A 13,289-nucleotide genomic window follows, 5' to 3' on the forward strand; every position below is an offset into this window, starting at 1 on the left:
CTTTTTCTAATAAGCTCATTGTGTTTTATGGCACAGAAAATAAATGTTTAATTACGCTTAATTTTAAAGGTATAGGGTAATGAACAATTATATCCTTTTACGAGAAAGCTTCTTGATGGAGCCTTAACCTGAACAAGGCACCAATTAATTGAAGTAACCGACCTTGTTTTAAACTGTAGCATAGCAAGGAAGGGCTTAAAAAGAACTGCTGGACTATGTAAACGGTTTGAGAGTACTTTCTTTATCCAAAGTAATATTGTTGTTTCAAAAATAGTTGAAAAACATCCTCCAGTCAGATATCTTAGATGTTTAGCAATAAGGCCAACAAGAAAATATGAATAAAAAATACATATACCCACTACTGGGCATCAGCTGTTTCGTCTCCGGCGCCTTCGTCACCAAACTGGCGGATGATAAGATCACAGTAGACATGCTGCGAAATGCCCAGCAGCTGATCGGTCTTAACTTCTCCACAGCGCAACTCGATTCTGCGACAGCCGATGTTACCGAATTCCGGAACAGCTACAAAAAAATCAGGGAGCAGCCCCTGTCAAACGACGTGGCCCCGGCCCTGCAGTTCAATCCTATACCTGTGGGTTTTACTTTTGAGGAGAAGCGGGAGAAGTTTGAAGTGGAGCGCAGGAAAGGTATAAAGCTCCCCACTAACAGGGAAGATCTTGCTTTCTATACCGTGCCGCAGTTGGCAGAGCTACTCCGCACAAAGCAGATTTCTTCTGAGGAATTGACAAAGTTCTTCCTGGCAAGGCTCAAGCAGCACGGGCCCACCCTGCAATGCGTCACTACCCTGACAGAAGAGCTGGCCCTGGAGCAGGCACGCCGGGCTGATCAGGAAATTAGATCGGGTAAATACAAAGGCCTGCTGCATGGTATACCTTACGGCGTAAAAGACCTGCTGGCAACCAAAAACTATAACACTACCTGGGGCTCTGTGCCTTTCAAAGATCAAAAGATAGACCTGGATGCCACCGTGGTGGAGCGACTGGAGAAAGCAGGAGCCGTGCTGGTAGCCAAACTGACTTTAGGAGAGCTGGCGATGGGCGATGTCTGGTATGGCGGCAAGACGAAATCTCCCTGGGATATAACCAAAGGATCGAGTGGCTCTTCAGCAGGATCCGCATCGGCGGTGGCAGCAGGCTTGCTTCCTTTTGCGATCGGTACAGAAACCCTTGGTTCCATCGTTTCGCCATCTACGGCTTGCGGTACCACAGGGCTGCGCCCGACGTTTGGTCGCGTGAGCCGACACGGAGCCATGGCCCTGAGCTGGTCCATGGACAAGATCGGACCAATAGCGCGCTCTGCTGAAGATTGTGCTATTGTGTTCAATGTCATCTACGGTCCTGACGGAAAAGACCTGTCGGTAACGGATGCCTCCTTCAACTACAACCAGAACATCGACCCGAAGAAGCTACGGGTAGGCTACCTCAAAAAAGACTTCGAGCGGGACTATGGCTTCAAGGAGAATGACAAGGCAACCCTGGATGCACTGCAGAAAGCAGGTATAGAATTGGTACCGATGGAATTGCCCAACCTGCCAGCAAGTGACCTGACCCTGACCATTTCGGTTGAAGGGGCAGCTGCCTTTGACGAATTGACCCGAAGCGGACGGGACAGCCTGATGGTGCAGCAGCATAAAAATGCCTGGCCCAACATATTCCGGGCAGGCCGCTTTGTAACGGCGGTGGAGTATCTGCAGGCGCAGCGCGTACGCACCCTCCTGATCCAGCAAATGCAGGAGAAACTGAAAGATGTTGACGTATACATCAGCCCGTCTTTTGCAGGCAGCAACCTGGTGATGACGAACCTGACAGGCCACCCGTGTGTGGTGGTGCCGAATGGCTTTCAAAAAAACGGCATGCCGACCACGATCACGTTTATGGGCAAACTCTACGGGGAGGCGCAACTACTGGCTTTTGCCAAGTTCTACCAGGAACTGACAAATTTCGATGAGCAGCACCCACCTATGGCCCTGAGTGCAACCAAGCAATAAGGTGATGCGGTTGCCGCAGAAAGTATAGGCTGGATTAAATTGGCATATTCCAACTCAATCGCTTATTTTTAATTACAATAAAACAATCAATCTCATAAAGACACCCTAATTATGCTTCTTAAGAAGAAAGCTATCCTGGTTCTGTCGTGGCTGGTCCTGTCGGGGGCTGCCGTACAGGCGCAACAGGACAACAAGACACTGAGCGTGGAGAAGATCATGCGTGATCCGAACTGGATCGGAACCTCGCCGAGCAATGTTTTCTGGTCAGAGGATGGCAAAAAGATCTATTTCAACTGGAATCCGGATGCAAACAGGAAAGACTCGCTTTACAGTGTATCAGCAGAAGGGAAAAATATCCGCAAAGTAGGCGCGCAGGAGCGAAGAGCATTGGCGAGCCCGTTTGGCCGTTACAATAAAGCGGAAACAAAAAAGGTATACGAAAAGAATGGGGATATCTACCTGCTCGATGTGAAGAGCGGTAAGACTCAGCAGATAACCAGTACGGTGGAGCGCGAAAGCAGCCCCTCCTTCAGTCAGGATGAAAAGAAGGTAGCCTTTATCAAAGACAGCAACCTATACCTGTGGACCATCGGCAACGGACAGGTGGCACAGCTGACTGACTTCAAAAAAGGTGCAAAACCAGCCGCTGGCGATTCCAAAGACCCACAACGGGAATGGCTGCGCAAACAGCAGCTGGCTCTGCTGCAAATTGTACGCGAAAGAGAAGCAGACAAGGAAGCCGCAAAAAAGCAGCAAAAGTCAGATTCGCCTTCACGGCCCAAAGAAATATACCTGGGAGAGAAATCGGTAGACAATGTGGTGCTGAGCCCGGATGAGCAGTACATCACCTACCGGCTGGTGAACAGGCCAAAGAGTGCGAAAGTAGCCATCGTGCCGGACTATGTTACCTCCACAGGGTATACCGAAGACATCAATACCCGCACCAAGGTAGGGGATCAGCAGGCAACATTTGAGTCGTTTGTGTATGACATTCGCCGCGATACCACTTTTGCGCTGCAGCTCAAAGACCTGGAAGGTATAAACGAGCAGCCGGCCTACCTGCTGGACAAAGACACCAAAGCCAGTGCCGCCAAGGAGACACCGACAAAGCCTGCCAAACAGGAGATGCGCAGTGTCGCCGTTTTTGGACCGATCTGGTCTGATAATGGCAAGCATGCCGTAATGGTAGCGCGCTCCACAGATAACAAAGACCGCTGGATACTGAAGCTGGACCCAGCCACCGGCAAACTGACTACCCTCGACCGGCAGCGGGATGAAGCCTGGATCAGTGGGCCAGGTATAGGTTACGGTGCAGGCGAGATCGGCTGGATGCCGGACAACGAGCAGGTATGGTACCAGTCGGAGGAGACGGGCTACTCGCACCTGTATGCCCTAAATGTAAATACCGGCAAAAAGAAAGCCCTTACCAGCGGCAAGTTTGAGGTATCGGATCCGAAGCTGTCCAACGACAAAAAGAACTGGTATTTCACGGCAAACAAAGTTCATCCGGGCGAAAAGCATTTCTACAAAATGCCGTTGCAGGGCGGCACCATGACGCAGCTAACAACCGGTGCAGGAGCGCATGAAGTGACCATGTCGCCGGATGAAAAGACGCTGGCCATCCGTTATTCCTACAGCAACAAGCCCTGGGAGCTATTCGTGATGGACAACAAAAAAGGGGCTAAGCCTCGGCAGGTGACAGAATCGCTGACAGAGGAGTTCAAAGCGTACAACTGGCGCGAACCCGAGGTGATCTCCTACAAGGCAAGTGATGGAGTAGATGTGTACGCCCGCCTCTACAAACCAAAGAATGCCGTAGCCAACGGGCCAGCCGTGATCTTTGTGCACGGTGCCGGCTACCTGCAGAATGCGCATAAGTGGTGGAGTTCTTACTTCAGAGAGTATATGTTCCACAACTTCCTGGCCGATAATGGCTATACCGTACTGGATATCGACTACCGGGGCAGTGCCGGCTATGGACGTGATGTGCGCACGGGCATCTACCGTTTCATGGGAGGCAAAGACCTGAGTGACCACGTAGACGGCGCTAAATTACTGGTAGACAAGTATAATGTTGATCCGAAACGGATCGGTATTTATGGGGGCTCTTATGGTGGCTTCATTACGCTGATGGCGATGTTCACAGAGCCGGATGTGTTTGCGGCCGGTGCGGCCTTACGTTCCGTAACAGATTGGGCACACTACAACCATGGCTATACCTCCAACATCCTGAATGTACCGCAACTGGATAGCACGGCGTATGCCAAAAGCTCACCCATCTACTACGCAGAAGGCCTGAAAGGCGCTCTTTTGATCTGCCATGGCATGGTCGATACCAACGTGCATTTCCAGGACGTAGTGCGGCTGACGCAGCGCCTGATCGAGTTGGGCAAAGACAACTGGGAGCTGGCGGTATACCCGGTAGAAGATCATGGTTTTACGGAGCCTGCCAGCTGGACAGATGAGTACAAGCGCATCTACAAGCTCTTTGAGGAAAACCTGAAGAAGTAAACACGACTAACCTGATAGTAAAGCGTGCGGCATTTGGTTGTCGCACGCTTTTTTTATACCTGTTTCTGATGTTCAGTTAGACAGGAGAGCTAAGATTAATGTGCTGAGAGTACTTCTGAAGCATGGGACATTGTACGCATTAAAGGCATTGCCAAGAGGATATCATTGAGTTGCCGGCTGTTCTTTTACATAGCAACGACCGGTGAAATGACTGCATTTCGTGTGATAAGACTGCTCTTTTACTCCGAACATAAGCGAAGCCATGTAAAAAATATTCTATTCATTCTATTGAGCATTCCTATCTCAAAGCTTATTTCGGATTTATTTTCCAAACATAGGGTGAACGTAATAGTGCATTGCGATCTTCTTATTGTATAAGCTGTTCCAGGGGCTTAGAATATTTAAATTTAGCATGCTGCTTATATAGGTATTTTGTATATTATTTATTACAAAGCATTTACATGCTTTATAAAAGGTGTAAAATGTTGAGTAATGCCCCTAACTGTAAAAAAAGGACATATTTTTTACGGGTTGTTTACTTAATAGAATCAGTGTGTTAACTTTGGATATCTAATCTAACACAATTTTATCAATTTTATTAATCTAACTTTATGAGAAAAGTTCTATTTATTGGTTTGGTGATGTTGCTTGCCCTGGTGAACCAGGCGTGGGCACAAAGCCAGGCCATCTCAGGACGGGTGACTGATTCTGGGACTGGGCAACCTTTGCCAGGGGTGGCTGTTATCGTGAAAGGTACCTCTACGGGGACTGCAACTGGTGCTGATGGTGAATTCACTGTAAATGTAAACCAGGCGAATGCTACCCTGGTAGTTTCTTACTTAGGATACATCAAGCAGGAAATCAGCACAGCTGGCCAAACAACTATCAACGTAAAACTGAAGGAAGATAGCAAAACGCTTTCTGAAGTAATGGTAGTAGCTTACGGTACAGCAGATCAAAAATCATTCACTGGTTCTGCTTCTGCAATCAAGTCAGAGTCAATCGAGAAGCTTCAGGTGAATGATGTGACAAAGGCACTAGGTGGTTTAACACCAGGTGTACAGGTTGTTCAGACAAGCGGCCAGCCTGGTTCAACCGGCCAGGTGCGTATCCGTGGTGTAGGTTCAGTTGCTTCATCCTCAACTCCACTCTATGTAGTGGATGGCGCTCCTTATTCAGGTGATCTGAATGCCATCAACCCGAACGACATTGAGTCGATGACTGTATTGAAAGACGCAAGTGCCGCAGCGCTTTATGGCTCACGCGCAGCAAACGGTGTCATTGTAATTACGACAAAAGGCGGTACCGCTCCGAAGAAACCAACAATTACTTTTGGCGCTACATATGGTGTTTCTGACTTTGCTGTTAAAGACTACAAGAATGTAAACTCAAACGAGTACTATGAGCTTACCTGGGAGGCGCTGAGAAACGATGCCAAAGCAACTTCATCTTTATGGCAAGGCAAATTTGCTTCGCCTGAGGAGTATGCCTCTAAAAATGTTGTAAGCCGCATTGCGGGGGGAGGTGCCAATGGCCAACAATACAACCCATACAACGATAATGAGCCGGTTGGGCTTGATGGCAAATTGAAAGCAGGTCTTACTCCAGCCTGGGAAGATGACTGGAGAGATGCTCTTTTCAGAAAAGCCGTTCGTCAGGAGTATGACTTCGGTATTCAAGGCGGGAATGAAAAAACCAACTACTACTTCTCCGGAAACTACCTGAATCAGGAAGGTGCTTTCATTACTTCTGGTTTTGAGCGTTATACTTCCCGTCTGCGTGTGACCTCACAGGTTACTGATAAGATCAAGTTTGGTGTAAACGCCTTGATCTCTAATACGGACCAGAACTCTCCAACTTCAAGCGGTACATCTTTCCGTAACGTAGTATCCTGGGGTAGAAATATTGCCCCTGTATACCCGATCCAGAGAAGAAGAAATGCAGATGGCACTTTCATCGATAACCCATCTATTTACGATTTCAATACCTCCCGTCCTTACGGTGGTAATGGCAACCCGGTAGGTACTACTGAACTGGATATGTTAAAGCGCAATGTTCTTACCTGGAGCTTAAACACATTCGGAGAAGTTGCACTTCCTTTTGATCTAAAATATAAGACTACTTTTGCACTAACCGGCGACAACACGAAAGATTTCACTTTCTACAATCCGCTTTACGGTGACGGAGCTGGTGTTGGTGGTCGTGGTACGCAGTGGAGAAGCTCCTTCGTGGAATATACTATCAACCACATATTAAGCTACAGCAAGTCTTTTGGTCAGCACCAAATCGACGCGTTGGGTGGTTTTGAAGCATTCAACAACAAGTATGACTACATCTATGGCCAGAAGACCAACTTCCTGCCGCTGCCTGGTTTAACTGAGCTTGACAACGCTTCTACCCTGAACTCACTCAATAGCCAAAACGACAGACGCTCACTCATGAGCTTCCTGGGCCAGGTGAACTATAACTTTATGGACAAGTACTACCTGTCTGGCTCATTCCGACGTGATGGTTCTTCCCGCTTTGCTGAAGAACAACGATGGGGTAACTTCTTCTCGGTTGGTGGTTCTTACAGAATCTCTCAGGAAGACTTTATGAGCGACCTAGCCTGGATAGGAGATGCTAAGATCCGCGCAAGTTATGGTACTTCCGGTAACGAAGGATTGTTGACTTCAGGAGGTAGCGCTGACTACTATTCGTTCAGAGGTCTCTACCAGACTGGTTACAGCAACCTTTCTGCTCCTGGCATCATCCTGGAGAAAATGGAAAACCGTAACCTGAGCTGGGAAAAGCAAGCAGCTTTCAACGTAGGTATAGACGCAACAATATTCGACAAATTTGATGTTTCTTTGGACTACTACGATAGAAGATCTGAAGATCTGTTGTTTAACAAGCCAATGCCTCCTTCTTCTGGTTTTTCAACCGTGTTTGATAACCTGGGAGCTATCAGAAACAGCGGTGTTGAATTTAACCTGAACGCCGACATCATTAATGGAGAAGACTTTGTTTGGAATGCGAACTTCAATGCGGCCCACAACAAAAATGAACTGACTAAGCTTCCTCAGGAGACTATTCTTCAGGGAACCAAGCAGTTGAAGGTTGGCCATTCAATCTATGATTTCTTCATCCAGGAGTTTGCTGGGGTGAATCCAGAGACAGGTTTAAGCTTGTGGTACAAAGATGTAAAGGACGCTGATGGCAATGTGACTGAGAGAGTAACTACTTCTAATTACAACGAGGCTGGCCGTTATTATGTAGGCACTGCGCTTCCGGATGTAACGGGCGGTGTTACCAATAACTTTGCTTACAAAGGCTTTGACCTGAGCGTATTCTTCACTTATAGCCTTGGTGGAGAGATCCTGAACACGGATTACAGCGGTCTGATGCATGGTGGCGACAGAGCTGGTACAAGCTGGAATGCTGACATCCTGAACAGATGGCAGAAGCCAGGTGATGTAACCAATGTGCCAAGACTAGGTACATCGCAGGATTTGAATACGAACGGCCAATCTTCCAGATTCCTGGTTGATGCTTCTTACCTGCGTCTGCGTAACGTAACGCTTGGTTACACGCTGCCACAGTCTCTGCAGGAACGCGTTGGGTTGAAGAATGCACGCGTATTTGTGCAAGGTGACAACCTGTGGACTGCTTTCAAAGCAGACGGGTTAGATCCAGAACAAAGTATAGATGGTCTTACAAATAGCCGTTTCCCTACTCAGAAGACATACTCTGTTGGCCTGCGAGTGACGCTATAAGAACAATTTTTAGTCTAAGATAAAATGAGAATCAAGAATATAAAATTTTTAGCAGTTGTACTTGGCGCTACGCTGAGCTTAACTGCTTGTGAAAAAGATTACCTGGAGACTGTACCGTCCAACAAGGTGTCTTATGATCAGGCTTTCAGTACTAAAGCAGGTGCTGAGGCAGCATTGGAAGGTACCATACGCTTGATGCGCCAAGCACCTGTTAACCAGGGAGCGGTAAGCCATGATAGCTACGGTGTTCCTGCCTATATGATGACATTCGACGTAATGGGACAGGATGTTATGGCAAACACGAACTGGTTTGTCTTCCAGTACGAACATGCGAATAAGCTTGCTACATACCGTGGTACGCGTATTCTTTGGGGTCATGCCTACAACCTGATTACGAATGCAAACAACATCATCGCATTCTCTTCTAAATTGCCGGATGCTACAGAAGCTGAGATAAAGTCTCTGGAGGCTGAAGCCAGAGTGATCAGAGCTTTCTCCTACTTTAACCTGGCTCGTGCGTATCAGCACACGTACCTGAAGGATAAGAATGCGCTGGCTGTTCCGCTTATGCTGGAGCCGTCTACTCCGCAGACAGTGGGTAAGGAACGAGCAACGCTGGAGCAGGTATACACGCAGATTCTGGCAGACCTGACCATTGCTGAGAATACGCTTACAGGCTCACGCCCAAGCAAGAGCCGTATCAACAAGAACGTAGCGCAAGGTTTACTGGCACGCGTTTACTTGGAGATGGGAGAGTGGGCTAAAGCTGCAGAGTTTGCTCAGAAGGCACGTGCAGGTTATCCGTTGATGACTGCTACTTCCTACAAAGGAGGCTTTAACAACTATAGCAATGGTGAGTGGATCTGGGGATTGCCGCAGTCAGCTGACCAAAACAATGCTTTTGCTTCTTTCTACTCTTTCATAGACGGACGTTATACCTTGTCCTCTACCGGAAGCCGTGCTTATACACGTGTGGGCTATAACAACCTGCGTGCGAACGACAACTTCGTAGCATTATTTGATGCAAACGATGCGCGTCGTGAATTCCAGGAAGATGAGAAAGCATTTGTAACCAGCAATGGCAATAAAGTTTGGACTTCTGACCGTTACACCATCACCAAGTTCAAAGATCTTACTACACTCGGTGGTCACATACCATTGATGCGCTCTGCTGAAATGCTACTCATCGAGGCGGAAGCTCAGGCAAGATTAGGCAACCCAGCTGCTGCCCAACTGCTCCTGTTAGAGCTGCGTAAGCAGCGTTATACAGACGCAACACTTGTACTGCCTACACTGGCAGTAGGGAATGCCTTGCTGGAAGAGATCTTCGTAGAAAGAAGAAAAGAGCTGTATGGCGAAGGTTTTGGTTTGCTTGACATCAAACGTCTGCAGAAGCCATTGGTTCGTACAGGCAACCATACTGCCGTAATAGGTGAGACTCCTGCTAACGATGATAAGTTTATCCATCAGATCCCACAAGGTGAGATGGATGCAAATCCAAACATGGTACAGAACCCATAATTTCTGACCAACCTATAAGTAAAAAGGCTGCCTTCCAAAGGCAGCCTTTTTTGTTTATTAATAAAAGTGAAAATCGGTATTCTGTAGTCTACATCCTTAAGATGGCTCTACTGTGTAACCAGTTACACGCCTTTTATAGCAATGCTGTTAAAGCGTCTAGGCAGCAAGACATTCAACCTACATCGTCATGCCGCTTAAAAACTATAACTCAGATTGGCTCCCTGATAAGCGGTGCCTTCCAGTGTGGGGATCAGCGTAGGCGTGATCGAGATGCCTGTATTGTTTGTTTTCTTGTGCAGTTGTGGCACCAGAATGCCGGCGGCAGCACCCATGGCATAGCCCAGCAGGTTGTCACTCAGGAAGTGTTTGCCGGCTTTCAGGCGACAGTAGCCCACGACAGCCGGTACAGTAGCCGCTGCTGCCCATACGTAAGGACGGGCCGGAGAATCCGGGTTGAAATCGTGGAAGACCTTCGCAAAAAAGAACGACGCACTGGCTGTTGCTGCCGTGTGTCCTGCATAAAATGAGTTTCTGGCATTAGCCCGCATCTTATCCGACATCTCCACATCATTGCTATAGATCATAGGCCGGGTACGTGGCACGTTGCCATTGGTTATGGTGAAGAAGGCACCGGTCACCGCCATGGTCTGTACATACAAGCCAAATACCTGGCCAAAATGACCATTCACGTTATCGTTGAATATAAGGGTAAGGGGCATGGCAAAAGAGGCATAGAAAGGGAAATCGCTGATTTTTTTCGCATTCTCTGAATCATAGCCGGCCGAGAATCTGTCAAACTTGTTTACTTCGTTCCGGTTTAAGCTATTCACCTGCTCTTCTGTCAGGCCCTTTTTATCCTGCATCTGCGTTAATCCATAGTAGCTCAGGCCCATACCTGCCGCCGTAATAGGGGCATCTACCTTGAAACTCGTTCTATAAGGAGACCCATCCTGTGCTTCTGCCGTACCAGCAAAAAAAGTTAGAATCCAGACTAGTATTATATAGTTCTTCATATCAGTTTTGAAAACGTGCAATTTTTTAAAGTAGAAACGGGCCCATATTTAAAAGGTTATACCGATACTGTATGTCGGACTCTCATTCCGTGCAGAGCATTTGAGTTACAGCAACTTGAACAGGTATAGCATGCTGCTATATGTGAAAGGTACAATTTACTTTATACCCTGAAGCAGGTGGCTAAATGGAACTGCAGTCGTTTTTTTTCTTCTGCTGAAGAGAGTTTTTAAGTATGATGGAATTCATGTAGCTTTGTACCCGCTGTCTAGCTTACAGCAGGTTTATACTTTGTACCTAAACCCATTATTCAAATGCCATATTTGTTCACCTCTGAGTCTGTATCAGAAGGGCACCCGGATAAAGTTGCGGATCAGATTTCAGATGCGCTCCTTGACGAATTTTTAAAGCAGGACCCACAGTCCAAAGTAGCCTGCGAAACGCTGGTAACAACCGGCCTTGTTGTGTTGAGCGGAGAAGTAAAGACAGAAGCTTACGTTGATGTGCAGAAGGTCGCGCGCGAAGTAATCAAGCGTATAGGCTATACCAAGTCCGAATATATGTTTGACGCGGATGCCTGTGGTGTGATCTCCGCCATACACGAGCAGTCAAGTGATATCAACCAGGGTGTTGAGCGTGCCAATCCGGAAGATCAGGGAGCTGGTGATCAGGGTATGATGTTTGGCTATGCAACCAACGAGACGGACAACTACATGCCGCTGGCACTGAGCATATCGCACCTGTTGCTGCAGGAGCTTTCTGCTATCCGCAAAGAAGGCCGGGAAATGACTTACCTTCGCCCGGACGCCAAGTCACAGGTAACGATCCGCTACAACGATAACCACGTACCCGAGAAGATCGATACCATCGTGATCTCGACGCAGCATGACGAATTCGTGATGCCGGAAGGGAACAGCAACGAGGCAAAACTTGCTGCTGAGAAGAAAATGGTGCAGCAGATCAGCGAGGATGTAGACAGCATACTGATGCCGCGTGTACTGAAGTTGTTACCCGAGCGCATTCAGAAGCTTTTCAACAGCGAAATCGTGTACCACATCAACCCGACCGGCAAGTTTGTGATCGGCGGACCACACGGGGATACAGGCCTGACAGGCCGTAAGATCATTGTCGATACCTACGGTGGCAAAGGAGCGCACGGTGGTGGTGCCTTCTCTGGCAAAGACTCTTCTAAAGTAGACCGCTCTGCAGCTTATGCGGCGCGTCATATAGCCAAAAACCTGGTAGCTGCCGGTGTGGCAGATCAGGCACTGGTACAAGTGGCGTATGCCATTGGTGTAGCCAAGCCGGTAGGTCTGTATGTAACCACCTATGGCTCAACCAAAGTGAAGGACGCACAAGGGAACATCCTGAGTGATGGCGACATTGCCGAAAAGGTGAACAAGCTGTTCGATATGCGTCCTTACGCGATCGTGCAACGCTTTGGCCTGCAGAACCCGATCTTCTCCGAGACTGCTGCTTATGGCCATATGGGCAGACAGCCGGGCACCAAGCGCATAGAGATATCCAAGAATGGGCAAACCAGTGTGAAGGAATTCGAAACCTTTACCTGGGAGAAGCTGGACTATGTAGATCAGATCAAACAGGAGTTCGGTATATAAGCTCCTACTTACCTATATAAATATAAAAAAGGCCTGCTAGTGATAGCAGGCCTTTTTTATAATGGTCGGCGTCCTGTTCGGAGCGGCTATACCTAAGAGCTCGTTTGTTAATGAGCTAATTGTTTTTCTTTAAATCGTTTCAGCTGTCGGCGCATCGCCTCTACTGCGGCATCGGCGGCAGCTTCAAAGGAGGATGCATCTTCCTTTGAGAAGAGGGTGGAGCCCGGTACAAATAGTTTTATTTCTACTGTTTTCGTTTCGTTCCCGTCGCTGTTATTATGTTTAAGAAACACTTCGCCCTCCACAACACGGTCGTAAAATGTTTCCAATTTGTCTACTCTCTGCTGGATGAAATCGGTCAGCTGTTTGTCAGCCTCGAAGTGGATTGAATGCATTTGTAGCTTCATAATCGTAAAAATTTATGGTTAAAACTTATGCTTTGGGATGAGCCTTCTCGAAGATCGATTTCAGCTTCTCTATTGAGTTGTGGGTATACACCTGCGTGGCAGCAAGACTGGAATGTCCCAGCAGATCCTTTATCGCATTCAGGTCTGCGCCGTTATTGAGCAAGTGTGTGGCGAAGGAATGGCGCAGCACATGCGGACTGTTATGTTCTGAGGTTGTAACCAAGCTGATGTACTTTTTAGCGACACGGTAAACGAATTTGGGATACAGCGGCCGTGCTTTAGTAGTAACGAGCAGCTTTTCCGAATTGTTATTGCCAAAGAGGCTTTTCTTCTGCTCCAGGTAATGCGCTATGGAAGCGATCAGGGTATCGTTCAGGGGGATGATGCGGACCTTGTTGCCTTTGCCCAGCACACGCACAGTTTTAGCATGTATATCCACATCTCCGTGGGTTATACC

The 13,289-nt window shown here is 47.8% G+C and carries 8 protein-coding genes; 5 read left to right on the forward strand and 3 right to left on the reverse strand.

All coding sequences use genetic code 11. The features are described from left to right. The first annotated feature begins 334 nt into the window (after window positions 1–334). The 4 genes from OB13_RS00315 to OB13_RS00330 all read left to right on the forward strand — a co-directional run bounded on the left by OB13_RS00315 (window position 335) and on the right by OB13_RS00330 (window position 9,795). On the forward strand, window positions 335–2,008 hold the full coding sequence (locus OB13_RS00315) for an amidase (protein WP_461488141.1): 1,674 nt from the start codon (window positions 335–337) through the stop codon (window positions 2,006–2,008). 111 nt (window positions 2,009–2,119) lie between these two features. Beyond that, a complete protein-coding gene (locus OB13_RS00320) occupies window positions 2,120–4,519 on the forward strand; it encodes a prolyl oligopeptidase family serine peptidase (RefSeq protein ID WP_461488142.1) in 2,400 nt (799 codons plus the stop codon). Between the two features lie 611 nt (window positions 4,520–5,130). After that, window positions 5,131–8,274 carry a SusC/RagA family TonB-linked outer membrane protein gene (locus OB13_RS00325; RefSeq protein ID WP_461488143.1) on the forward strand — a complete coding sequence of 1,048 codons (3,144 nt, stop codon included), beginning with the start codon at window positions 5,131–5,133 and terminating at the stop codon, window positions 8,272–8,274. Window positions 8,275–8,298: 24 nt separating this feature from the next. Then, the gene (locus tag OB13_RS00330) at window positions 8,299–9,795 is read left to right on the forward strand and encodes a RagB/SusD family nutrient uptake outer membrane protein (protein WP_461488144.1); all 1,497 of its coding nucleotides are present in this window, start codon (window positions 8,299–8,301) and stop codon (window positions 9,793–9,795) included. A 194-nt stretch (window positions 9,796–9,989) separates the two neighbouring features. On the opposite strand, the gene OB13_RS00335 is transcribed toward OB13_RS00330, so the two are convergent. Then, window positions 9,990–10,808, reverse strand: a complete 819-nt coding sequence (locus OB13_RS00335; RefSeq protein WP_461488145.1) for a phosphatase PAP2 family protein — start codon at window positions 10,806–10,808, stop codon at window positions 9,990–9,992. Between the two features lie 312 nt (window positions 10,809–11,120). Between OB13_RS00335 and metK the strand changes: the two genes are divergently transcribed. Continuing rightward, a complete protein-coding gene (gene metK, locus OB13_RS00340) occupies window positions 11,121–12,425 on the forward strand; it encodes a methionine adenosyltransferase (protein WP_461488146.1) in 1,305 nt (434 codons plus the stop codon). A gap of 107 nt (window positions 12,426–12,532) precedes the next feature. On the opposite strand, the gene hpf is transcribed toward metK, so the two are convergent. After that, window positions 12,533–12,832 (reverse strand): ribosome hibernation-promoting factor, HPF/YfiA family, encoded by a 300-nt coding sequence (gene hpf / locus OB13_RS00345; RefSeq protein ID WP_461488147.1) that lies wholly within the window; start codon window positions 12,830–12,832, stop codon window positions 12,533–12,535. A gap of 25 nt (window positions 12,833–12,857) precedes the next feature. Further along, window positions 12,858–13,289, reverse strand: a 432-nt coding sequence (locus tag OB13_RS00350; protein WP_461488148.1) for a tyrosine-type recombinase/integrase, incomplete at its 5' end; no start/stop codon positions are given.

The sequence above is a fragment of the Pontibacter sp. HJ8 genome, assembly GCF_054824225.1.

What these genes read in the sequence shown, in the direction of transcription:
- OB13_RS00315 (WP_461488141.1), top strand. Translation starts at nt 335, where the DNA reads ATGAATAAAAAATACATATACCCACTACTGGGCATCAGCTGTTTCGTC.
- OB13_RS00325 (WP_461488143.1), top strand. Translation starts at nt 5,131, where the DNA reads ATGAGAAAAGTTCTATTTATTGGTTTGGTGATGTTGCTTGCCCTGGTG.
- OB13_RS00335 (WP_461488145.1), bottom strand. Translation starts at nt 10,808, where the DNA reads ATGAAGAACTATATAATACTAGTCTGGATTCTAACTTTTTTTGCTGGT.
- hpf (WP_461488147.1), bottom strand. Translation starts at nt 12,832, where the DNA reads ATGAAGCTACAAATGCATTCAATCCACTTCGAGGCTGACAAACAGCTG.
- OB13_RS00330 (WP_461488144.1), top strand. Translation starts at nt 8,299, where the DNA reads ATGAGAATCAAGAATATAAAATTTTTAGCAGTTGTACTTGGCGCTACG.
- OB13_RS00320 (WP_461488142.1), top strand. Translation starts at nt 2,120, where the DNA reads ATGCTTCTTAAGAAGAAAGCTATCCTGGTTCTGTCGTGGCTGGTCCTG.
- metK (WP_461488146.1), top strand. Translation starts at nt 11,121, where the DNA reads ATGCCATATTTGTTCACCTCTGAGTCTGTATCAGAAGGGCACCCGGAT.